The sequence below is a fragment of the Roseiconus lacunae genome (assembly GCF_008312935.1).
GTDB lineage: Bacteria > Planctomycetota > Planctomycetia > Pirellulales > Pirellulaceae > Stieleria > Stieleria lacunae.
This window is the reverse complement of the sequence record NZ_VSZO01000079.1, coordinates 33,982-56,787: the sequence shown is the minus strand read 5'-3', so window position 1 is coordinate 56,787 and position 22,806 is coordinate 33,982. Positions and strand designations below refer to the sequence as shown.

Here is a 22,806-nt window from a genome sequence, read left to right as displayed (position 1 = left end):
CCCTGGCACCCGCCAATAGACGGGTGACGTTAGTCCATCAACGCAAAGATTTGTTCCATGCTTATTCGCCGAATTGTCTCAAATTTGATATGCCTCGGTAGCATCTTTGCCTTCTGGGCACCCTCCCACGCACAAGAACATTCCTGGACAAGCACAACCGGCTCGCAGATCGACGCTGATTTGGTTGAAATCGACTCGGATCAAGTGACGTTAAAGATCAACGGGCGCCCTGCACCGCTGGTTGTCGGACTGGATAAGTTGACGGAGCAATCTCGATACCAAGCGTATGAAATCTGGTTCAATCGCCAAGATGCAAAGCAATTCCAAATGATTCGACAGCACCTTGAGGGAATGGTGCAACGCCCGGGAGCGGTCAGTCGCTTGTTGCTGGAGATACACAAAGTCATCCCGGAAAGCCCATACGCCGGGGTTTGGGCTGCCGCCGGAATTTCCGAAGGCGAGAATGACAACGTGTTTGCTAAACGCCTGCTACAACAATCGATTGAGCGAATCGAGAATCAACAAGAGCACCTACCGGGGCGTCATTCAATGACGCTAGCATCGGCTTACAACAACTTGGGTGTGGTGGCCCTGAAGGATCGTGGCGGAAACCAAGCTGCTGCGTCGTTTACAGATGCGATTCGTCATTCCGGAGTCGTTTCGCCGATCCTTGAACACAATGCTCAATTGGTCGCGCAAGGTGATACCGAACAGATCAGTCTTTTCGAACTCGCACCAAGACTAAGAAGCGAGTTGCTCACATCACTTGCTTCTGCGAATGTCAGTACGACCAAGCCACGACTAGACAATTCCTTTTATTACATGCTGGATTTTGAGCTACCACTTGAGGCCGGCGCGGCGAGTCGAAAAATAGAAGGGCTCGAGGCACCAAGTGTTTATTCGGAGCTGATGGCGATCGGAACGGGTTTTGTCGTCGCACCGGGCATCGTCGTCACATCACAACAGCTACTGAAGGACTATGAGCGTTCGGCGAACTTGATTGTCACCGTTGGTACAACGCAACAAGGTGCATTCAAATCACTTCTTTGCAAATCCTGTCTGCTCGAATCGACCTACGGTTATGTCAATCGCTTGCAGTCTTATAGCGGAGGCGGAGCTTCAACCGTCTTCACCAATTTTCGCGTGGTGCGTCCGGCAAGTGGAACTGCAAATGCAACTTTGATGGCGTTGCACGTACCGGGATTAGATGCCGAGCCACTGCTGATCGCCGATGACACGCCGAAGGTCGATTCCGAACTGAAGCTTTACGGTTACAAACCAGGGCAGCAAATGGTCGCCGAGGGCGTTCAACAATATGAAGGGAAAGTCATGTCATCGCCGACGCCCAACGGTATTCAGGTTGTCAGTCACGATACGACCAACGGAAACCGTGGGGGTCCACTTGTTGATGACAACAACGTCGTTCATGGAATGGTATTCGGACTTCCGTCCAATTCACTCGACAAAGGTGGTCAGGCATTTGGTGCCAGAATCATTCGCGGTTGGTTTAATCGCCATGTCAGAACGACATCATTAAAAACGCCTGATGAGAACGATTCGCGCCGACAGATTAACGTCGAAGATTCAGTTGTCCCTGTTTTCATCTGGGAAACCCGACGCGGTGGGAAACTATTCAGCGAAGTGGCGGACGGATCGGCGCCGAGCGAGTCGTTGCTGATCAAAAACTCTTGGTGTCTCGCCTGTGGCGGAACGGGACTCTGTGACTGCCCTTCCTGCACCGGAGGAATGCAGAGCTACCGAACGAAGGACGTGATCGCTCGATCCGCGATTGCCGGAGACATTATCGGCACCGTCGTCAAGAAAAAGAAATGCAGTACTTGCAGCGGTAAGAGCAAACTACGATGCAAAATCTGCTCGAAAGGCCGTATCTAATTCGAAGAGAAAATTGCTCGCCGGTCGACACCGTCGCTACTGGTTCTCGCTCCAGAATTGTTCGATCTTAGTCGCTGTGTCGGTCAAGAAGTAACCTGATTGATAGTCTTTTTTAAAGACCTTTTCGTAGAACTGATTCCCGGCCTCGGTTAGCAACCCCGAATGCAGCGAAAAGTCATTGGGAAGTTTTCCGGATTCAAGCTCGGCGATACCTTCATCGGTCAACAGCGATTTGTCTTGCAAGAACTGCATGATTGTCGCAAGCGATGCCAGTTCGTCTTCGCGTAGCTTGGGATGCGACGCATTGACATCCGCATAAAGCCGGAACGATTCGGGAAGCTGACCTGCTTTTTGCAAGCACTCCGTAAATTCGATTTCGGCGACGAAGCAAGGCAAGCTGTAGGCGACCTTTTTGACAACATAATCATCGGCGACGGATTGATTCCCAATCACCTTCCAATGCTGCCAGTGCACCCCGGTTTGCTCAAGTCGAAACTGAGCGAGAGCGGAAGCCTCGACGACTCTAACGATGTTTGCCGGCGTCGAAGTGACGAGATCGAATAATTCGACCACGACATCATCTCGCTTCAAGACTTCGACAACCCGACCGTAAACAAACACATGGCGGGCCAACGGAATCGCGACGATATCACCGAGTACCGCTTTCGGTTTGGCCGGGCGTTTTTTTGTTTTGGCCGTGAGCGACGATACCGAGTCGATCGAATCGGCGACCAATTCGTCGAGTCGCTCGTTTAATCCGGTTTCGACATGATAGAAAATCTCGTTCAGCGTCGGCCGTCGATCGAACTCGTCACGATAAAGCTCTGCCAATTTTCCCAAATAATCGGAACAGGCGTCGAGTCCACTGTCGCTATAGAACAGTGATTGGTCACTGCCGTCACCGGCCGCATTTGTGTTAGTTGATAACCATCCCATCGGAGGCTCCTATTGAATGATCCTTCGTTCAAAATTTGGGCGAATGCTATTTCGTTTTAGTCACGATCGAAACGAGATCTTTTTCGTCGCCTTCTTCACAATACCGCTCCGGTGCGGCCCCAAGGACCATTTGCAGACTGAGCAATAATTCGTCGAGCCGAGGCAAACGGTGCAATTCCGATGAGTTGTACTCGACGGAGAAATTCGAAAGAAACTCCTCCGTCAATCGCTTCGATGCGTCGCTCGTTTGAATTACCTGCTTGCCTTTCTTGACGTTCGTCCATGCTTTGTCTGCCATCTCTTCCTACCTACTTGGTGCACTGTCCGCGTTTGTCGCTTGTCTTTTCGTTTTCGAGGAACTCATCAACGTACGGCTTGCCAGCCTTCATCCGTGGTTTTCGAACCTTCGAATCTCGGTTGGGCGACATGCTGTTGATTTCGTTCACCAACGGCCCCTTCTTCAGTCCCTGAGTCGGCCCGGGGTTCTGGATACCATAGTGATCGATCAATCCTTGTTCAATTCCCTTCGCGACTCCGTGACGTACCCGAATTTCATTTCCCTCGGTATCCGTTAGCGGCATCAAAACCCAGTTTTTCCGCGACGGATCTTGGCGGTGCTGCGACTGACGATCGGAGACATCTTGCTTGGTGATCCCGACGTATAGCACATCGCCGTCCGGCTTGTTGCCCTCCCGGACCACATAGACGGTTTCATTTTCGGGGCCAGATTTGACACCTGCCGCGTCGAGCCCAAAGAAGTCGATCCACAAGCACGGATTGGGTACGTAAGCGTATTCCAGCAGTCCGCCATCCAATCGAATCGGATCGCGAGAGATGTAAGTCGCGGTGTCCGGGCTGTAATACCGAAAGCGGTTGTAATGTAAGCCTGATTCGGGGTCAAACCATTGCCCGGGGAAACGCAAATCACACCCGACGCCCTCCGTCGCGATCGTTTGCTCGTCGAGTTTGCCCCACGCCAGGTATCGTGCGGACCAAACGACTTTACCATCGGCATCAATTAGCTCGCGTGGGGCGCCGACTTGGTCGGTGATCACGCCAAAACATTCGCCACTTTGGACGGTTGCGATCGGTCGTAGTCCGTCAGGCTCATAAACCCATGTTTCAATTGTCTGCGCGGCGTCTGTGCCTTGGGTTGATTCTTCGCGGAGCTCGTGAAGGATGAAGTGATCGTCCCAGATGTACCGCAATTGTACATCGGGGCCGCGTTTGCAAACGCGCCGTCCGAGGGCATCGTAGTCGTAGAACCATTCCTGCCCTGTCGGCAGAACAACGGACGTTAAGAAGCCTTCGCTGTCCCAGTGGTAGTCCCAAGTCTGTTCGCTATCGGTACCACGATGAACAATCTTGTGAGTTAAACGACCATCGGAGTCATAGACGAATTCGGCATCATCTTGCGTTAGCACTTGATTGGCCAAGCCGACTTCGACACCGAACTGACCATCGGCTTGCGTCTTTGCTCCGGCTATGGCCCACCGTGATCGTGTCCCCCGTGCGTCATAGCTAAATTGCTCGAACGTCTCGCTCTCGCGACGTTGTTCAGTTAATCGCCCGGCTTCATCGTATCGATATTCCGAAGTGCCAAAACGAGCATCCTCGACGCGAGCCAACTCTCCGGCATCGTCATACGAATACCGTCGGTGGGCCATGACGGTATCGGACAATTGCAACCGCTCGGGCGCGCCGGGCTGAGCATTGTTGCGGCCGACCCATTGTTCGGTCAGTTGCCCGGCATCACCGTAAATGAGTTGCATTTCGAAACTATCATCACGGACCCGTCGTTGCTCGCGGCCCGCGTAATCGTGTTCGAATCTGAAGGTCGATGTTCCATTGACCGTGACCGACTTAGGAGTTAGCGCCGATTGATATTCATAGACGACATCCAACCCAATGTCCGATTTCAGCGACGTGCGAATTCCGAAACCGTCGTACGTGCTGGTTACCGCGACGCCGTTTTGAGATTCGACAACGATTCGTCCGAGCTGATCGCGTTCGAATTCAACTTCACTCGCCTCGTTGACGGCAGCCACCATCAAGTTCAACGCGTCGTACTGGTACTCCTTGATCGCGCCATCGGCATTAGTAATCCGGGTGATTTGCCCCGCAATATCTCGATCGAACTGGGTGATTTCACCGGCACCGTTGGTCACCGAACGGATCAAACCGGCAGGATCGCGTTCGAAAGTTAAGGTCCGTCCGTCATAGCTGATTTCGCGGCGAGTCCGTCCATCGGAGTCATATTCATAGCGATAGGTCTGATCACCGTTCAGTGAAAGACTCAGCAAGCGTCCCGGCTCGGTATCCCACTGGTATCGCAAGCGGCGACCGTCTGGTTCCACCGTTTCGGTCAAGCGACCGCAAGTGCCGTAGGTATGGGTACGCACGAAGCCGTCTGATCCAGATTCACGAATTCGATTGCCGGCCCGATCGTATCGAAAGCGAGTGGTCTTGCCGTTCGAATCGCTGATCTGAGTCAACCGAAACATCGCGTCATAGGCGAGTTCGGTTTCGACGCCAATGTGATTGATCCGTTTGGTCTTTTTTCCAAAGGCGTCATATTCAAATCGGACGATCGTTCCGTCGCAATCTTCGGTGCGGATCACATCACCGAAGGCATTGTATTGGAAGTGTTGCTGTTCACCGCGAGCATTGGTGAAGCTTTCCAGGTCGCCGCTTCGGTTCCAACGAAACTGTCCAGACGATTCGCAGGGCCCTTCGACCGCGATGATGCGCCCTTGTTGATCATATCGACGCTCAATCAACGCTCCGTTGGGCAGTGTGACCGAAGTGATCTGTCGCCGATCGTTGTGAGTGTACGCGGTGACTTGCCCCAAGGCATTGGCGGAACTGGCAAGGTTACCGACGTCATCGTACTCGTTCGTTTCGACTCCGCCAACGGCGTCGACCGATTCGGTGATCCGTCCGAACTCGTCGTAACGGGTAAAAGTCGTCGCGCCACTGGGAGCAACCTGTTGCCAAACTTGACCGGTTGGAAGCCAATGGTACTTGGTGACGAATCCATGGCTGTCGGTGACTTCGGTTGTGCGCGTCGCATCGAAATAGCGAAAGCTCTTGAAGTCGAAGTTATTCTGTCCCGTCGCGACAATACATCGACCTCGGTCGTCGAATTGGAACGACCAAACGGCACCGTCCTTTTGAACGATCCGCGTTAGCCGGCCGTTCAAGTCGTACTCGTATTGTTCGGAGGCACCGACGGGATCGCGGATCGCGTTTAATCGTCCATTGGGATCATACTCGTAGTGCATCGCCGACTGAGTTTCGCCGTCGCTCCCCTGAAATCCGAGTCGAACGAGTCGTCCGGCGGCGTCGTAATCGAACGAAAGGGCGCGGCGTTCACGACGTTGGGCGGCGCGGACAAGTTGTTCATTTTCGTTGTAGAACAGATCGACGCCGTAGCCGGCCGTATTTTCGATTCCTTTTAATTTAGCCGTACCGTTCGCCGGGCCGGTAACAGCCGTTTCAAACCGCGTCGGACTTTCGAACAAATACCGGGTGACAAGGAATGTCTCGGTGTTCCATGACGTGACCACGATGGTTCCGTCGGATTCGAGACGCAGCTCGAGGAAAGCGCCGAGTGCTCGAACCACCTCACCGGTGCGCAATCGCTCCGGCGTAGTTTCAAAGCGGATCATTCCACCCGATTCATCGACGAATTCGATCGATTCGTCACTCCATCGCAACAGGCAATCGAGTGACGCAGCCCAGCCAGGGCCGAGAATGCCGGCGGGCGAATCCAACAAGGCCGTGGAGTAATGTCGCTTGAATTCCAGCGGCATGCGACCGTCGAGCCGAAAATCAGTATTGGCTTCAAACAGAACGCCACTGGCGACATCGACGGGGTGACCTGCGCTGACGATCCCTTGCATTGAAGTCATGTCGTGTTCCGTCGATCGTACGAGACAAGAGCTGTACTAGCGGCATCCACAATCGTTTCGCCCCTGCATCCGCTTGACGCCCGCTTGGACGCTAGCACTGACAGCGGATTGAGCCGTGCTGACCGCCAGTTGTCGCGCCAACTGAGCCATCGACATCCCGACGAGAACGTTTGAAAACCCGATCGTCGCCGCATTTGGGACGACAGGGATATCACTACAACTGGTCGCCATCAATGGACAAACAAATGCGAGGGGACCGCCATTGACCGTGACCGTCGGACTGCCGACGGCGGTCGATCCTTGAGCCCCGGGAAATGGGATCGGCGGCATCAGTAATTTCACCCAAGTCATCCACTGCGTGAACGCACCAAAACTACTACTAATCGTTGTCAGTGTCGTCGTGGTGCTGGTGGTGTCGATCCCGGTTACGTCTTTGACAAATTTTTCGACGCTTTTCGGCTTTGGAATCATCGCGGCGATGGCAGCGATCGCGATGTTGGCAAAAATTGTCAACGTCATTAGCGTCATGCCCATCGCGACATTGGTCAGGTAGCGTTTCCAGTAAGGCATGTTTGTCGGTGTCGGTGGGACCGGGGCACCTTGAGGGATATGAAAAAAATAGCCCATCGCGCCAACCCCACAGGCGGGCATCCCGTTGATCAACACGTCTGCTTTAGGAAATGCCGGTGTATGCCAAAGGTAAATCGGACCGAAATAGGGATGCACGGGCACACCGACGACGGCGTGGACGTCGACGCCGACCACCGAATCGAATAACTTTGCTGCGGGATAGTGTGCCATGTTCGTTAGTTTGCCGCTGGGCGTGAAACGCTGGTGACCTGAATCGCGCCGGTTAGCCGTGTCGTTTGGTATTCCACAGCTAATCGGTCACCGGCAGAGACTCGGTCGTAGAGTTCTTTATCGATCGGGAATTCGGTTTGTTGCTCGCTAATTTCAAGTTTCACCACATAAGCACTCGGTGTCTCTTGGACACGAACGATCCGTTGATTGCCAACCGGTTGCGTGAATGAAGAGGTCCCGCCTTCCTGAAAACGCTTGCCCACCACGGTCGCCGAACCATGGCTGATCGACAGCCCGGCAGTGTTCACGGTCATGAACAGGAAATAGAACGCCACACAGCCGAGCACCAGTGCTGAAAAGACGTAGATAAATTTGTTGGGCGATTGCGGTTGGAATTCATTTTCGCCCGCTACGGTGTCGCTCATCCGATCAAGACCTCCATTTTTGGCATCTCCGGAAGCCAGTCGAGTCCGGGGTAGGGAATGGCGCCTCGCCAGACCAAGTCCACTTGGCGGTCTTCCATTCGAATTTGAACGGTATGCAATACGACTTCGGGCTGTTGATCACCGCCGCCGATGTCCAGGCTCATCACGGGACGTTCGCCCGGCAATCGAAATTGAAACTCGCCTTCGAGCGTCACCCCTTGTGTCGAGATCACTTCGTCGCCTCGCAGGAATTCGCGTACCAATCCCGGTGACGCGCCACTGAAGAAGCGAAAATCCATGTCGGGAATTTGTGCCTCGATATACTGTTGCCGTTGTTCTTCGGGTACCGCTTCGGCATACATCGCCCGCAGCTCCTGTTCGGTGGCGCGGTCGGCGGGCATGATCCCGGCCAACTTCGCCCTTGGCTGACAATACTTTGAATACCAGCCAAATCCCTGCGGCTGGGGCTGTCGTTCCCAGTGCTCGTATTCCTCAATCGCCAACCGATCCGGCGTCAACGGATCGTTGGGATCTTCGATATTGGGCAGCGACAAATCTTGAAGTGTCTTCTTCGTCGCCTTGACAATGAACCCCTTGCCCAAATGATTGCGTGGATATGGGTATGAAAGCGCGGGGTCGGTCTGGATATCGACGCCGCCGTATGCGTTTTCGTACCGCAAGTCGATCGATTCGAACGGCAACGGATCTGAAATCGCAGGTGCTTGTCCACGTCGGTATTGACAGCGCCGATCGCCAACGATGAAGAGACTCTTTTGGTAGCTTCCGATCGCTAGCGAAGCAATCATTTGCCGCGTCGTTGTTTGATTGGGTGCGTACGCTTTTCCAAGAAGCACCACATCGGTTGCCAACTTAAACGGACAGAAATCGCTCTCGAACTTGACCGATGTGTTCATTGGATCGTCGTAAAACAGATCGGCCGGGTTGATCGGCTCGTCTTTCTCCGAACGCACACACGCCGATCCCCGCCGCAGGTCATAGGTTCGCTTTAAGAGGATCGACAAAAGGTGCTGGCCTTCCGGCGATTGCCCCGGCAATACGATCTGCTGCTCTTCGCGTCCGTCGGTTCCGGTGTTTGCCGGCGACGTACTTGCAAGCGACTGCGTTTGCCTTGTCGAAAGACCTTCAAGGGTGACAAGAAACTCGCTCCCGCCGGCTCGAATTCGGTCACCGTTTTGAAGTGCAACCTGTGTTGCGAGTTCGCCATTGACCTGCGTTCCGTTACTGCTTTCCAGGTCACGCAGCGAACACGACGTCGAGTCGAACCGCAACTCGAAATGGACCGAAGACAACGCGGGATCGCCGGGGATGACAAAGTCTGCGTACTCCGTCCGCCCGATCGTCATGGTTCCACGATCGCGTCGCCAATGTTTTTGCCCCGTTCCGGGTCCCGCGATGACGGTCAAGACGATGCGCATGTTGTGTTCAATCGACAGAGAAAGTGAAGTCATCGGCCCGCGTTCGCGGTCCGCCTTCTAAGTCGCGCTCGCCTCCAAATTTTCCAGCTTGGTGATCCAGTGCCGATCTTCTTTCGCGATCGCCCCCCGCCAAACCAGATCGACTTGCCGGTCTTCGACGCGAACACATACCGTATGTAGCACCGGCGGAAGGGGTTGTGGCCCGTCACCAATGTCCAGTGTGAGCGTTGGCGATTGATTAGGCAACCGAATGATCAGCATGCGATCCGGTGTCATGTGGTGCAATGTTAGAACTTCGTCGCCGCGCATCGGTGCGAACGACAGTCCGATCGAAGCACCGCTGTTAAACCGAACGTCAAAGCTCGGCAACTTGAACTGGCGAGCCAACGAAATTTGCTGTCGCGGCACCAAACCAAGTTGCTCTTCCTTCATCACTTCGTCCGGGCCGACAAAACCAGGCACGGCCCCGACAAAGGAGCATCGTGGGTACCATGTCTTTTGAAACCATCCCAATCCTTGTGGCAAGGGCATCTGATTCCAAGACCCGACCGATTCCAGACACAGTCGTTCCGGGGTGAGCAAATCGGCTGGATCTTCCAGATTAGGCAGCGCGAGCCCTTCGATCGTTTCACGAGTATTCTTACAAACGAAGCCTTTTCCGACGTGATTCCGCGGATAGGGAAACTCCAGGCCCGGTTCACTGATTCGATCGACGCCTCCATAAGCACGCTCGTATTGAATCGGCAGCTTGACGAACGGTTCCGGTGCAGAAAACTCGGGTACGCCACCTTCGCGAAAGCGGCAGTGACGATCGCCAAACACACGAATTAACTTGCGTTGTGTGCCGACATCGACCGCCACCTCAAGCTGTCGTATCGCTTTTCCATCGGGGGCATGTGCCGAACCGATGACGATGACATCGGTACCGATCTTGAAGGGAGCCAGATCCGCCTCGTAGCGAACCGAACACGTTTCGGGATCACCTTCGCCGTAGTATTCGTCGGCTTCGCGGAGGGGAGCATCTCGTTCTGCGCGTTCGAGGCATCCCCCGTCATTGATGTCGAAGGTCTGCTTGGTGATCACCGCCAACAACGACTGCCCAGCATCGTTCACGCTGGGCAGGATCATCGTTTGCATCGGTTCCGCGGTGGATTCGGTCACAGTAACGTTGGCATCAAAGTCGGCGATCGGAAGGTACTCGATTCATGGCCTGATCGAATGAGGCCTGACGCGATTGGGCGACCACAGGAGTCATCTCGTAACAGTCAACATCTTCTAATTCAACATAATCATGCCGCCCTTGATCATGTTGTTCGCTTTCGCTTTTGACAACACCATCGCGCCTTCCATCACGTTGTTGTTATCCGCTTTCGAAGTCACCGCGGCACCATGAATGCTGACCGATTCTTTTCCGTCGATTGCGATATTCATACCACTTAGCTCGATACTTCCGTCCGCCTTCATCACCAACTTCGATTTACCGACTTCCAATTTGATTTCGGTCGCAGCGGTGACGTGAATATGCTGAGTTTCAGAATCGACCAGGATTTCTTTCTTGACTGTCGTTGCCGACATCCCTTTGGAAATCGTTCGGCTCCAGTTACCTTCGGTCACGGTGATCGTAGTGTCCTTCTTGATCGTTTCGGTATGTGTGCCATCGACTTGGATTGACCGATCGTTGTGGACGGTTTGACGATCGTCATGCTCGATCGTCGAATCCATGTCGTACTGGGCGTGCAGCCGGATCAATTCTTTACTCTTGGTATCGTCCATGATCAGTTCGTTGTAACCGCCACCACCTTTGGTGCTGTTGGTTTTCACGCCACTGATATTTTTCGAATCCGGCAGGCCGAACGGGGGCATGTTCTGCGCGTGATAGACTCGACCGGTAATCAGCGGACGATCGGGATCACCTTCGAGGAAGCTAATCACAACTTCTTCGCCGATCCGAGGAATGCTGATCGCTCCGAAACCGGCGCCCGCATGCCCTTGTGAGACCCGAATCCAGCAACTGCTTTTGTCGTCGTTCTCGCCATACCGATCCCAGTGAAACTGGCATTTGACCCGGCCATATTCATCCGGGTAAATCTCCTCGCCGGGCGGGCCGGTGATCACGGCCGTTTGGATTCCGCTAATGATCGGCTTCGCCGTTTGCCGCGCGGTCCGATAGACCCGTTCGGCGGAAATACAGCTAATCGAATTACGGTAGATTAAATCGTTATCACCACCGGTTTCATAAGCCATCGGCTCGCTAGCCATGTGCTGGATGGAGGTGATTGCGTAATTCGCACCCTGCTCGGAAGAATCGCGGTGTTCGCCGACGGTAAACCGCCCGCCGACTTGGAAGGTTTTGCAGAAACTGGTCGCGGAGACAATATCGTAGCGGGTCTCTTCCGCTTCGATCCGTACCCGGGTTTCGGTATCGCCGACGCTTTTTTCATCGTATTCACCGGGATAGTCGTATAGTTCGTAACTACCGATGTCTTTCAAGTTCACCACGCTGCTACTGTCACTCGCCAGCGAGGTACTAGGTGTTTTGAAGTTGTAGTCGGTTTGGGCGTATTTTCCAGGAATGAACTGGTACTTCCGCTCCCAACTGGTGAAGTGGTCTTCGATCGCACGGGACCCGACATCATCGGGGTAATCGACGGTATTTTCGGGCAGGTTGTAATAAGCGGTTTTGTGATCGGTGATGATCATTTTGTGCGCGCCGTCGGAATGTTCAAAGAAATAGAACATGCCTTCCTGCTCCATTAGACGAGACAGAAAATTGAAGTCTGTCTCACGGTACTGAACGCAATACTCCCAATCCTTGTGATCCTGCTGAAATTTTGGTTCGAAATCCGCGAAGCTGTACTCGCCCAAGACATCATCAATGATGTCGGGAACCTTTTTTTCCTGGAAGATCTTGCAGTCGCTTGTCTGGGTCAAAAACCACAACCAGGGAACGACGTTGACTCGATAATTCCGCCGATCCTCGAAATCGACGTCGCCTCGTGAAAGGCTATTGACATAGCCGTGCCAGTAACGGCGTGACTGATCGGGCAACTCGATACTCCAACCGACTGGCGTGCCGACGATATCCTCGGGACGGATCGACGGATCATCACTGATCAATTCGAGCTGGTAATTGAACAGTCGCCCCATTTCTTCGCTGCCAGAAAACGACGTTAGCAACAACACATCGTCACCAAGAATCGTGTTGAGATTCAGCAGGCGGTTTTGTTGTTGCAGTGCCATCGTTACGTCGTCGGTGCGTCTGGTAGGAAAAGAAAAAGAACGTCTTGGTTTCGCTAATTGTCCGGCATTGAGCCGCGACGATCAATCATCCCAAAACAAAACAAGCCCGTCCGCCCGAAGTCGGCGAACGGACCGTTGTGTTGAAAAGCCACTGGCCGTCGGATCAGCTTTCGCCTTCTTCGACCTTCCAGCTGTATTCGACGTTGCCCTTCTTCTTGCCCTTCGAATCATTCTCGGTGTAGGTGACTTTGATCTCTTCGAAGTTCAGCGAGAAATCTTCCACCGGTACCGACTCGCTTTGCCCCGCGCCGCTGATGTTGTAACTGGTCACCAGCACATTCTTGAGCGTGTACTTGTAGTAAGTCACGCGGCCGGCGTCGGTGTAGGACGCGGTCAAGTCGATTTCGACCTTGGGATAGACTTTACCTTTGCAGACCGACTCGGCAATTTTTGGGCTGGCCTTGTCGAGTTCTTTCGTGCAAGTGATGTCTTCCATGATCACATCACCGCGGCGACGCGAAGCACCGGTCGAGCTTCCACCGGGCTGATGAACCGCCTGGCCGAACGACAGCAAGTCGCTCCAGCTCTTGTGGTCTTTGTCACGACATTCGCCATCGACACCGTCAAATTTGATGTAAGCAGCCATCATAGAATCCTGTTCGCAAGAGAGGTCAGAAAGTGAAAGTGGAGTTTGCTTGGCGAGTCATCTCGCCGCCATGCACACTACCGTTCTCGCTCAACAGGCTGGAAAGTTTCGTCCCTCCGGAAAATAATCCTGACTTTTTCTCGGCCTCACGAAAACCACGTTTTTTCCGCAGTGAAACACGACTCCCGCTCCGATGCGGCGAGGCTCAGACGAAAAATTCGATGGAAAACGAATCCCTGACTGGCACGTCAAGCGCTAGAGAGACAGCGTTCTGATCCTCCGCCCCCGGCTCGGGTAACGCGGCGGTGTGATGACAACCGCTTCGGTTGATCACTGTTTACCGCCACGATTGCGACGTAGTTGACCGCAGGCGGCGTCGATTTCATCGCCTTTGCGTTGCCGGAACATGACATTGACCCCCGCCGACTCCAGCGTTTCTCGGAACTGCGAGATCGACTGTTTGCTGGGCGTCTCGTAGGGCAAACCTTCGACGGCGTTATAGGGGATGACGTTCAACATCACATTTCGGTTGCGAAGGCGTCGGGCCAACTGCCGCGCATGATCGATGTCATCGTTAACGCCTCCCAGCAAGACATATTCGAATGTCAGTCGTCGTCCGTTGGCATCGAAGTAACGATCGGCTGCTTCGAGGACCGCGTCGATACCGATCTTTTTGTTGACGGGAACAAGTTGGCTACGCAGTTCTTCGTTCGGTGCGTGCAGACTGACGGCTAAATTGTAAGGAACACCACTGTTGGCCAGCCGATCGATCGCCGGCGGCAAGCCGACCGTGCTGATCGTGATCCGCCGTGGGCTGATCCCTAAGCCATCGGCCGAACGTGCTGTTTCGAGGGCACCGAGCACACGATCCAAATTGGCCAACGGTTCCCCCATTCCCATCATCACGATATGGCTGAGACGCTCACCGTCATCAAGCCTGGCTTGCAAACGCAACATCTGTTCGACGATTTCACCGCGAGTGAGATTTCGGTCAACGCCGTCGAGCCCGCTGGCACAAAAGACGCACCCCATCGCACAGCCGACCTGGCTGCTCACGCAAATACTGCGTCGGTGTCCGTCACGCAATAAAACGCATTCGACTTCTCCTCCGTCGGGCAGTCGAACGAGAAGCTTGTCCGTGCCGTCGCGACTGGATTGCACCGCCGCTTCGGAAGCCTGGAAGACCACGAACGACTCTTCGAGCTGATGCCGCAGTTTCTTGGGCAGGTCGCTCATTTCATCGAACGAACGCGCCCGCTTTTGGTACAGCCAATGAAAAATCTGTTTGGCCCGGAACTTAGGTTGCTTCTTTTCCGCTAGCCAACCCTGCAATTGCTCAAGCGACAGATCGAGCAAGTGCTGTCGATCATCGCTAGCCGCGGCATCGGGGAGTCGAGAATCGGATTGGAGGACGGGAAGGTTCAATGACAATCGTCGGTAAGAGAGAAAATGAGTTCAGGTGCGGCACTGATTCGTCATCGGATTCGATTGCGATGTGAGCGCCACCGTCGATCCAAATCCGAGACAAACCTGGCATTCGTGATCGCGACGCGATCCTCCGCTATTTTCACCGCCGTCGCGGACCGTCATAGTTTATGGCCGATCAGGAAAGTTGTCAGCCGCTAATTGCAAGGACAGGTTCGCATGAATTCGCCAGAAATCGTCGATCGACAGGAAGCTTTGGACCGTTTCACGCTTTTGACCGCGATCCCAGGACGTAGCGGCGAGGAACGCGATGTTGCCGAGGCGATCATCGACCAGCTTGTCAGTGCCGGCCTGGATCCGGAATGCTGCCAGTTTGATGGGGCAGACGAACGGACCGAATTAAAGGGCGATTGCGGCAACCTGGTGGTCAAGCTCCCCGGCGGCGGTCCTGGCCCCCACGTGCTGTTATCCGCCCACATGGACACTGTCCCGATCTGCCTGGGAAGCAAACCGGTAATCGAAGGTGACTCCGTCACCAGTTCGGCCGCGACGGGACTAGGCGCCGATGACCGCAGCGGATGCGCGGCGATTCTGACGGCCGCGATCGAGCGAATCTGTCAAGAAGATAGCTCGCTACCCCCGGCGACGTTGCTCTTTACCGTTCAAGAGGAAATCGGACTCAAAGGTGCCCAAGCCTTAGATGCGTCGCTGATCGGAAAGGTAGACCTCGCATTTAATTTTGACGGCGGGTCGGTCAATAAGATCACCACCGGGGCGATCGGCGGCGAACGGATCGACATCACCCTCAAAGGCTTACCAGCCCACGCCGGGGTTGCGCCGGAGACTGGCATCAGTGCGATCGTGATCGCAGCCAAAGCGATCGCGGTGTTGGAGCAAGAAGGCTGGTTGGGACGCGTCAAACAACCCGATGGAGAAGGCACCGCAAACGTCGGCATCTTTCACGGCGGCGATGCGACCAATGTCATCACCCCCGAGGTCAAACTCCGCGCCGAGGCCCGTAGCCATGATTCCGCTTTTCGAACGAAGATCGTCGAAACGATGAAACAGGCTTTTCAGTGGGCCGCCGCAGAAACCCGCAATGACGCCGGCAACTCGGGAATTTGCGAATTCAAATCACGCGTTGACTATGACTCATTCGCACTCCCCGAAGATGATCCGTCGATCCTAGAACTGGAATCGATGCTCAAGGCGATGGGACGCGAACCCTATCGGATGCTGGCCGGCGGTGGGCTGGATGCGAACTGGTTGAATCATCACGGGGTCCCCGCCGTCACGGTCGGTTGCGGACAACAGAATATCCACACCGACAAAGAAACGCTCGACGTCAACGATTACATCGCTGCTTGTCAAATCGCCACACAACTCTTGTGCGGAAAATCGAAATGACCGACGACGACCAACAGATTTGTTTGTGTTTTCGAGTGTCGCGCCGAAAACTTGAAAAGTTCATCCGGACGACCCAACCGAAGGCGGCATCGCAACTGTCAGAGTGTTACGGGGCAGGCACCGGTTGTGGTTGGTGTCGACCGTTTCTCAAACGCCTATGGCAGGCGCAGGAACCGTCCAACGAGTCACTACCTTCGCCGGAACAGTACGCCCAACAGCGAGCGTCCTATCGCCAGCGCCGTCAGGCAGAACGTCAACGGTAGACCTAGCCACTTCAGATGCACGGGTGCCCATGATGCCCTGCCGCGGGGTATGATCAAGACTTTCTGATCGAACCCCATCAATGGCGGATACTAGTTCATGAATGTTGTCAGCGTTTATCGCTTGTGTTTCACGGTGGTCCTGCTGTGCTCTTGGTCCGCGCTCGGAAATGCCAAGGAGAACGAGCGGCCCAACATTATCTACGTCATGACCGATGATCTTGGATACGGCGATCTTGGTTGCTACGGCCAAAAGGTCATTCGTACGCCCAACCTTGACCGCATGGCATCTGAAGGCATGCGATTCACCGACCACTACGCCGGCCACACAGTCTGCCGTCCATCGCGTCTTGTGCTTTGGACCGGAAAACACGTCGGCAACACCGGATTGATGGGCAATCGACCGCGGTCGCTTTCGGGAACCGAGACGACGATCGCCAAACTGCTTCAAAACGCGGGCTATGTGTGTGGCGGAGTCGGTAAATGGGCGCTCGGTCACGTCGAAAATCCGAGTGAGATCGACAACCCCGGGCATCCCAATCGCAATGGGTTCGATTATTGGCACGGCTACATGAACCAAAGCCAAGCCCACAATTACTATCCGTTGCACCTGTGGGAAAATGATCGCCAGGTGCTCCTTCCGGGCAACGAGTTGCTCGATCATCCGCAAGCCCGAGGGCGCGTGTCATCGAAGCGAGAAACGTATTCACATGATGTGATGACCGATGCCGCAATGCAGTTTATTCGCCGCAACCATCGCGATCCGTTCTTATTACATATTCACTGGACAGTCCCGCATGCCAACAACGAAGGCGGTCGCGTGTTGAAAGACGGCATGGAAATTCCTAGCTACGGTGGCTACGCGAATCGTGATTGGCCAAACCCGGAAAAAGGGTTTGCCGCGATGGTCACCCGCCTGGATGCCGACATGGGGCGTCTATTTAAGTTGCTCAAAGAATTGGCGATCGATGACAATACAATCGTTTTCTTTACTTCCGATAACGGCCCTCACCGCGAAGGAAACCATGATCACGAATTTTTTGATTCCAATGGCCCACTAAAAGGCTACAAACGCTCGATGCACGATGGCGGCATCCGGGTTCCGATGATCGTCCGCTGGCCTGGCAAAGTACAACCGGGCGTGACAACCGACTTACCATCGGCGTTCTGGGATTACCTGCCAACCGCCTGTGAACTCGCCGGCGTCGCTGCTCCCGATGGCATTGATGGACTCTCATACTTGCCAACACTGTTGTCTCAACAAGACCAACCAAAGCACCGGTACCTTTATTGGGCGAGCCAGGAGGGAGAGACAACCATCGGCGTGCGAAAGGGACACTGGAAACTGGTCCGTTACCGCAAAGATCGTGATGGCCGCGCGGACTGGCGACTCTATGACCTACGCAACGATGTCGGCGAAGAAAACGACGTGTCCGAGGAACACCCGGAGACCGTTCGTGAACTGATCGATTTGCTCAAGAACGACGATTTACCGTTAATCGCCAATCGCAACTAATCGGATTGACCTTCGTGCGTCAGACCATTGCGACTGACGCCTATCGGGCACATGCATTGACCGACCACAGCTTCAGCTTCTCTCACCGCAGAACGGTGCGGTTTCGTCCTATCAGCAACTTGAATTTGATCGGTCGCCGTCGCAACATTTTGATCTACGGGGAAGTAATGGTATCAGTCTATTTTCAAACGCCGAATATATTTGCCCGGCAGGTCGGACTCGCGGACGATCGCCGGCTTCTTCTTTCCGTGTTCGAAGAACACATAGCGAACTCGGCTGCCTTGGTTTAGCACGATCGGTTCCACGTTAAATTCACGAAATAAAAACACGAGTTCTTCGAGTGCGACCTTGCGATACGCGTGCTTTGACATTGCTGATTCGAGGTCACTCCAAGTGCGCCCACGTAATTTCAGATTGACGTTCGGTGGTGGCCAAGCAATTTGTCCGGCGATCAAGTCTGGCCGAACTGCCATGACGATTGTCGAAACGGCTTGGCGTGATTGAAACCATTGCAACAATTCGTGATGGCTTGCCTCGGTCACATCGATCACCGGTGGTTGTTGCCATGTCGCATCGACCGCCGAATCGATCACACTGACAAGCGACTTTCCTTGCAACCAAGGGAGGATGCTTTCGCACCAATCCTGCCTCGTTTCACAGTGCTGTTCAAGCACTCGCATTCGAGGAGTGTTCGCATCCGACGGAATGGAAAATCGAAGCTCTGTATCGATCCGATAGACCGGCTGCAGCTTTGCAACGTAGCTGCCAAACGCTTGCCGCCAGGTTTGCTCGTCTTCGACGCGCTGTCCGACAAAATCTTCAATCGATTGCTCATCGATGAATTGTTGATACTGCCGAGCGACACGTTCCTTTGCACGGAAAAGCAGCTCTTCACTCAGCCGCAGTGGATTGTCCCTGTAGAGCGAAAGTAAAGTGGAGACCTCCTCGGCCTGCTCGACCATGCGGATCAGTTCGCGCTTGTCGGGGACGCCGGCGGCTAAGCTGAGTACCCGCTGATATCCATCACAGAGAATTACCATCGATCGCGACGGTAAGTTTGCAGTCTGAGTCGTTTGCCATGAGCTTGGGATTCCCACGGCGAGCTTGTTAACGACGAAACGATCTTTCAAGTCGGGACGCTGTTCGATCAATTCCTCCATTGAATGTCGCAGCAGCGGTAAGCACCAGAGGTCATGGCTCGAGAGAGCGTCGACATGATTGGCGTTTGCCTTCTCGATTGATTTGGTGAGCGGATCCTCGTCCGTAATCACAACCAGAACCCACTTCGATTTCGCCTCGCTATCAGAGATTAAAGGAAAGAGCGGCGATGCGTCTTGAGCTGCCCCGGGCCGAGAGAGACAAACGATGAAAATCAAAACCTGTAGCCAAGGTGTTAGTAGCCAAGATCTCATCTGCGACTCCCCTTTGATAAGAACACCATCGATCGATCTGAAGGACACCGACAACCTGCAGACGCGCCTACATGCGAAGGTAGTTGATTGTAGCGGTCTCAGTCCGGTGTCGTTGTCTATTGATCAGCGATTGCCTGGTAGCGTCCGACGGTACATGATGGTCCGCAGATCGACATTTCAAGTGACAAAATGCACCGTGCCGAGGCAACCGTTGGACGAATTCTTAAATTTGGATATCGAGTTTGACTTTTCGACTGTCACGCCGATCGTCCCCGATGAAATCGGCGAGGTGGCACTCGTCACGGTTCACTTCAATCCAACCGGTTCACGTCGCCTCTCCGAAACGTTTTGGGAATGGTTACCCAGCTTGGGCGTGCTGCGTGATGTTTTACAGGTCGTCGAGGTCACATTTCCGAAATCTACAAGGTCGATTGAGTTCGCGCGGCTGATCGAAGGCGGACCGCAACATTGGATGTGGCAGAAAGAAGCGATGATCAACCGGGTCATCGCGAACTTGCCTCCCAATATCACGATGGTGGGCTGGATCGATCATGATTTGTGCCTAACCAGACGAAGCTGGCTTGTTGATGCAATCGAACTGCTGCGAAAAGGAGCCGATGCCGTTCAATTATTCGAACGGGTGATTTTTTTAGACATGAATCATCGCGAGATCCACCAGCGAGGCGGACGCGTCGCCGGCCTGAAGACAACCCGAGGCGGCGGATGTCCCGGCGGGGCTTGGATCGCGAAGCGGTCGTTACTTGAAACAATGGGTGGATTGCCGATCACGAACGTTGTCGGATCGGGTGACGAGATTTTTGCCCAGGCGTTGCTCGGCCCACCAGCCGATGGACAACTAAAGTCGACGCTGTTTGATACTTCGCCTGGACTGGTTGCCAGCTATCAAGACTACATTGCCCAAGGACGCTCGCTCGATCCGAACGTCCGGCACGTCCGTTCGCTCGCCTATCACCTTTGGCATGGTCGTAAAGAAGACCGACAGTACCTTTCGCGAGAAGCAATCCTGAAACGGCATTGCTTTGACCCCGCCCAAGACATCGCCATTGACCCGAACGGATTGCTGCGTTGGGCCAGCGACAAACCAGAGCTTCATCGCGAGGTACGCGAATATTTTGTCAATCGGCGTGATGACGAACCCTGACATGGCCCCCTGACATGGACCAAAGGGGCGGCGCAACGAAAGTGAAGCGACCAAGCAGGTCGACCGCATTCGTTTTCGGCCTGAGAAATTCAAGATGGGCCGACTCGCAGTCATCGCCCCGAGGCGTGGCATGAAAGCTGAGTCGTCGGAAGTTGGATTTGTCTGCGAGCGTCAACGCAAAAAAGGCCCCTGCGAACGTTACGCTCACAGGGGCCTTCGAAAAGAGGCGACTAGCGGAGTCGAACCGCTGTAGACGGATTTGCAATCCGCTGCCTAACCACTCGGCCAAGTCGCCTGACTATTTTGTCAGCCTAGGAAAACTTTTCCGGATCGTCAAGAAGACTCCAAACGGTTGATTTGGGGAATTCACCAGAATCGTTGACTTGCGTGCAATGGGATATCGGCCTTCGCTGGTGGTCTCTTGAGGGACATCTGAAGAATTAAAAAAGTTCGCAGCCGGACAGTTCGTTGTGAGAAGAAATGTGCCCGATCGAAAATCGTTGCGATCTTCTCGCCCACCCGGAAACGTACGGTAACGCCCTGGATAATCACTTCGGTCGTCACCTCGACGCACTCCGTAGCGGCATGTAGTCGGTGTCGCAGTCGACTTGGCGATGGTTGACTGATAAAAAATGAGCCCGCGTTGCGTATCATCCGTAACGCCACTCCTTCCCGCCTTTCATTCTCGCCACCACGATGTCTGACGCTGACACTCCCACCGACCCTTCCAAGCCAATCACTGCTGCCTCGCAGGACGGAGCTGCTACTGCCACAGAAGACGGTCGAGTGAAACCTGACGCGAGCCGCCCGTCACTGCGAAGCGACATGGCGACGAGCGAGGATTGGTGGGCGATCTGGGTCGGCTTTACGATTCTTGCCATCGCATTTTTCGCCGTGTTGCTAACAGCGCCCACCGGCTTCGATGCCGAGGGAGCAGAAAAATTAACCAGCCCCCTGAAGCCTTATTTGGCTAAACCTGGCAAATGGATTTCGTCCCCTCTGACCGCTTTTGAATCCACCTGGCCGGGCATCTTAGGAGCGTTCATCACCATCGGCGTGCTATTCACGGTCGCGATGAAATTGCGACGCAAGGACGCGATGGGGTTCGCTTTCGCGTTCCCTGCGATATTTGTGTTAGCCACGATTGCGTATGTCTTGGCCAGCCAAAGCACCGTGAAAGCGTACAACCTCGAATACGCACTTTGGGCTCTCTTGGTCGGCTTGATTATCAGTAATACGATCGAAACGCCGGCTTGGTTGCGACCGGCGATTCTGACGGAGTTTTTTATCAAGACCGGATTGGTCCTACTCGGTGCCGGGGTTTTAATGAGTCGGCTGATGGCGCTCGGCTTGCCTGGGATCGGAGTCGCTTGGGTGGTGACGCCGATCGTCTTGGTGAGCACTTATCTCTTCGGACAGAAAGTGTTGAAGATCCCTTCCCGGTCGTTGAACATGGTGATTAGCGCGGACATGTCGGTGTGTGGTGTGTCGGCCGCAATTGCGACGGCGGCCTCGTGCCGGGCCAAGAAAGAAGAGTTGTCACTGGCGATCGGGCTGTCGTTATCGTTCACGGTGGTGATGATGGTGGTGTTGCCGATATTGATCGAGCTGATGAACCTGCCCATGGCCGTCGGGGCCGCTTGGCTAGGTGGGACGATTGATGCCACAGGCGCCGTCGCGGCGGCCGGAGCAGTCCTAGGCGACGAGGCACTTGAAATCGCCTCGACAGTCAAGATGATTCAAAACATTCTGATTGGCGTGACCGCTTTCTTGGTCGCGACGTACTGGGTGACTTACGTGGAAAAGGACGAATCATCGCAGCGGGTCGGCGTGGGTGAAATCTGGTATCGATTCCCCAAGTTTGTCCTGGGATTTATCATCGCATCGATCGTGTTTTCGTTGATCCATGGCCAAGTCGCCGGAGGTGACTTGCTGACCGATGCGATGATCAAAGGGTCCACAAAAACACTTCGCGGTTGGTTTTTCTGTCTGGCGTTCGTCTGCATCGGCTTAGAAACCAATTTTCGCCAACTGTTGCCGTACTTCAAAGGCGGCAAACCAATGGTCCTTTACGTTTGTGGTCAGTCATTGAACCTAGTCTTGACCTTGTTGATGAGTTACTTGATGTTCGGCATCCTATTCGCGGAAAACTGATGCGACGACTGTTGGCGATTATCGTTGTGATTGTCTTACTTTGGGGGATCGTCTTACCACGACTGTCCCAGACGACCACGGTCCGCCAACGCGAAGCGTGGCTGGAACAAAAGGGCATCGATCCAGCCGCGATGTTTTATACGGACTTGCCGCTGCTCGACTGAGACACACCGCACTGG

At 54.3% G+C, this 22,806-nt stretch carries 18 protein-coding genes and 1 tRNA gene; 7 read left to right on the top strand and 12 right to left on the bottom strand.

The features are described from left to right. The first annotated feature begins 57 nt into the window (after nucleotides 1–57). A complete protein-coding gene (locus tag FYC48_RS25810; protein WP_149499692.1) occupies nucleotides 58–1,893 on the top strand; it encodes a trypsin-like peptidase domain-containing protein in 1,836 nt (611 codons plus the stop codon). 36 nt (nucleotides 1,894–1,929) lie between these two features. Here the strand turns inward: FYC48_RS25810 and FYC48_RS25805 are convergent, their stop codons facing one another. From FYC48_RS25805 to rlmN, 10 genes are all read right to left on the bottom strand, one after another. Further along, nucleotides 1,930–2,829 carry an Imm26 family immunity protein gene (locus FYC48_RS25805; protein WP_149499691.1) on the bottom strand — a complete coding sequence of 300 codons (900 nt, stop codon included), beginning with the start codon at nucleotides 2,827–2,829 and terminating at the stop codon, nucleotides 1,930–1,932. Nucleotides 2,830–2,875: 46 nt separating this feature from the next. Continuing rightward, a complete protein-coding gene (locus FYC48_RS25800; protein ID WP_149499690.1) occupies nucleotides 2,876–3,127 on the bottom strand; it encodes a hypothetical protein in 252 nt (83 codons plus the stop codon). A gap of 10 nt (nucleotides 3,128–3,137) precedes the next feature. Continuing rightward, the gene (locus FYC48_RS25795; protein ID WP_149499689.1) at nucleotides 3,138–6,743 is read right to left on the bottom strand and encodes an RHS repeat-associated core domain-containing protein; all 3,606 of its coding nucleotides are present in this window, start codon (nucleotides 6,741–6,743) and stop codon (nucleotides 3,138–3,140) included. Between the two features lie 36 nt (nucleotides 6,744–6,779). Then, entirely contained in the window at nucleotides 6,780–7,544 is a 765-nt protein-coding gene (locus FYC48_RS25790) for a hypothetical protein (protein ID WP_149499688.1), read from the bottom strand. 5 nt (nucleotides 7,545–7,549) lie between these two features. Continuing rightward, complete coding sequence (locus FYC48_RS25785; RefSeq protein ID WP_149499687.1) at nucleotides 7,550–7,969, bottom strand: hypothetical protein; 420 nt, start codon at nucleotides 7,967–7,969, stop codon at nucleotides 7,550–7,552. After that, entirely contained in the window at nucleotides 7,966–9,438 is a 1,473-nt protein-coding gene (locus FYC48_RS25780) for a DUF2169 domain-containing protein (RefSeq protein ID WP_149499686.1), read from the bottom strand. Before FYC48_RS25780 ends, FYC48_RS25785 begins: the two co-directional genes overlap by 4 nt. A 24-nt stretch (nucleotides 9,439–9,462) precedes the next feature. Continuing rightward, complete coding sequence (locus FYC48_RS25775; RefSeq protein WP_149499685.1) at nucleotides 9,463–10,566, bottom strand: DUF2169 family type VI secretion system accessory protein; 1,104 nt, start codon at nucleotides 10,564–10,566, stop codon at nucleotides 9,463–9,465. Between the two features lie 114 nt (nucleotides 10,567–10,680). Continuing rightward, on the bottom strand, nucleotides 10,681–12,645 hold the full coding sequence (locus FYC48_RS25770) for a type VI secretion system Vgr family protein (RefSeq protein WP_149499684.1): 1,965 nt from the start codon (nucleotides 12,643–12,645) through the stop codon (nucleotides 10,681–10,683). 163 nt (nucleotides 12,646–12,808) lie between these two features. Continuing rightward, the gene (locus FYC48_RS25765; protein ID WP_149499683.1) at nucleotides 12,809–13,294 is read right to left on the bottom strand and encodes an Hcp family type VI secretion system effector; all 486 of its coding nucleotides are present in this window, start codon (nucleotides 13,292–13,294) and stop codon (nucleotides 12,809–12,811) included. Nucleotides 13,295–13,621: 327 nt separating this feature from the next. After that, nucleotides 13,622–14,716 (bottom strand): 23S rRNA (adenine(2503)-C(2))-methyltransferase RlmN, encoded by a 1,095-nt coding sequence (rlmN, locus tag FYC48_RS25760; RefSeq protein ID WP_230775983.1) that lies wholly within the window; start codon nucleotides 14,714–14,716, stop codon nucleotides 13,622–13,624. A gap of 219 nt (nucleotides 14,717–14,935) precedes the next feature. Here rlmN and FYC48_RS25755 point away from each other — a divergent pair, with 219 nt between their 5' ends. The 3 genes from FYC48_RS25755 to FYC48_RS25745 all read left to right on the top strand — a co-directional run bounded on the left by FYC48_RS25755 (nucleotide 14,936) and on the right by FYC48_RS25745 (nucleotide 17,899). Continuing rightward, the gene (locus FYC48_RS25755; RefSeq protein WP_149499681.1) at nucleotides 14,936–16,123 is read left to right on the top strand and encodes a M20/M25/M40 family metallo-hydrolase; all 1,188 of its coding nucleotides are present in this window, start codon (nucleotides 14,936–14,938) and stop codon (nucleotides 16,121–16,123) included. After that, the gene (locus FYC48_RS25750) at nucleotides 16,120–16,386 is read left to right on the top strand and encodes a (2Fe-2S)-binding protein (protein WP_149499680.1); all 267 of its coding nucleotides are present in this window, start codon (nucleotides 16,120–16,122) and stop codon (nucleotides 16,384–16,386) included. The genes FYC48_RS25755 and FYC48_RS25750 overlap by 4 nt, the downstream gene beginning before the upstream one ends. 97 nt (nucleotides 16,387–16,483) lie before the next feature. Further along, entirely contained in the window at nucleotides 16,484–17,899 is a 1,416-nt protein-coding gene (locus FYC48_RS25745; protein WP_149499679.1) for an arylsulfatase, read from the top strand. A gap of 173 nt (nucleotides 17,900–18,072) precedes the next feature. On the opposite strand, the gene FYC48_RS25740 is transcribed toward FYC48_RS25745, so the two are convergent. Beyond that, on the bottom strand, nucleotides 18,073–19,311 hold the full coding sequence (locus FYC48_RS25740) for a hypothetical protein (RefSeq protein WP_149499678.1): 1,239 nt from the start codon (nucleotides 19,309–19,311) through the stop codon (nucleotides 18,073–18,075). A 106-nt stretch (nucleotides 19,312–19,417) separates the two neighbouring features. Between FYC48_RS25740 and FYC48_RS25735 the strand changes: the two genes are divergently transcribed. Next, nucleotides 19,418–20,473: a hypothetical protein gene (locus FYC48_RS25735; RefSeq protein ID WP_160149771.1), complete on the top strand. Its 1,056-nt coding sequence runs from the start codon at nucleotides 19,418–19,420 to the stop codon at nucleotides 20,471–20,473. Between the two features lie 224 nt (nucleotides 20,474–20,697). Here FYC48_RS25735 and FYC48_RS25730 read toward each other — a convergent pair. Next, nucleotides 20,698–20,768: transfer RNA gene (locus tag FYC48_RS25730), tRNA-Cys, on the bottom strand. A 401-nt stretch (nucleotides 20,769–21,169) separates the two neighbouring features. On the opposite strand from FYC48_RS25730, the gene FYC48_RS25725 reads away from it, so the two are divergent. Next, nucleotides 21,170–22,627 (top strand): YeiH family protein, encoded by a 1,458-nt coding sequence (locus FYC48_RS25725; RefSeq protein ID WP_149499676.1) that lies wholly within the window; start codon nucleotides 21,170–21,172, stop codon nucleotides 22,625–22,627. Beyond that, nucleotides 22,627–22,791: a hypothetical protein gene (locus FYC48_RS28025; protein WP_160149770.1), complete on the top strand. Its 165-nt coding sequence runs from the start codon at nucleotides 22,627–22,629 to the stop codon at nucleotides 22,789–22,791. Before FYC48_RS25725 ends, FYC48_RS28025 begins: the two co-directional genes overlap by 1 nt. The last annotated feature ends 15 nt before the right edge of the window (nucleotides 22,792–22,806 follow it).

Bases quoted from the DNA above. Each gene is read 5' to 3' on its own strand.
- FYC48_RS25755 (WP_149499681.1), top strand. From the start codon at position 14,936: ATGAATTCGCCAGAAATCGTCGATCGACAGGAAGCTTTGGACCGTTTC.
- FYC48_RS25785 (WP_149499687.1), bottom strand. From the start codon at position 7,969: ATGAGCGACACCGTAGCGGGCGAAAATGAATTCCAACCGCAATCGCCC.
- FYC48_RS28025 (WP_160149770.1), top strand. From the start codon at position 22,627: ATGCGACGACTGTTGGCGATTATCGTTGTGATTGTCTTACTTTGGGGG.
- FYC48_RS25750 (WP_149499680.1), top strand. From the start codon at position 16,120: ATGACCGACGACGACCAACAGATTTGTTTGTGTTTTCGAGTGTCGCGC.
- FYC48_RS25780 (WP_149499686.1), bottom strand. From the start codon at position 9,438: ATGACTTCACTTTCTCTGTCGATTGAACACAACATGCGCATCGTCTTG.
- FYC48_RS25810 (WP_149499692.1), top strand. From the start codon at position 58: ATGCTTATTCGCCGAATTGTCTCAAATTTGATATGCCTCGGTAGCATC.
- FYC48_RS25790 (WP_149499688.1), bottom strand. From the start codon at position 7,544: ATGGCACACTATCCCGCAGCAAAGTTATTCGATTCGGTGGTCGGCGTC.
- FYC48_RS25805 (WP_149499691.1), bottom strand. From the start codon at position 2,829: ATGGGATGGTTATCAACTAACACAAATGCGGCCGGTGACGGCAGTGAC.
- FYC48_RS25740 (WP_149499678.1), bottom strand. From the start codon at position 19,311: ATGAGATCTTGGCTACTAACACCTTGGCTACAGGTTTTGATTTTCATC.
- FYC48_RS25800 (WP_149499690.1), bottom strand. From the start codon at position 3,127: ATGGCAGACAAAGCATGGACGAACGTCAAGAAAGGCAAGCAGGTAATT.
- FYC48_RS25725 (WP_149499676.1), top strand. From the start codon at position 21,170: ATGTCTGACGCTGACACTCCCACCGACCCTTCCAAGCCAATCACTGCT.
- FYC48_RS25765 (WP_149499683.1), bottom strand. From the start codon at position 13,294: ATGATGGCTGCTTACATCAAATTTGACGGTGTCGATGGCGAATGTCGT.
- FYC48_RS25770 (WP_149499684.1), bottom strand. From the start codon at position 12,645: ATGGCACTGCAACAACAAAACCGCCTGCTGAATCTCAACACGATTCTT.
- FYC48_RS25795 (WP_149499689.1), bottom strand. From the start codon at position 6,743: ATGACTTCAATGCAAGGGATCGTCAGCGCAGGTCACCCCGTCGATGTC.
- FYC48_RS25745 (WP_149499679.1), top strand. From the start codon at position 16,484: ATGAATGTTGTCAGCGTTTATCGCTTGTGTTTCACGGTGGTCCTGCTG.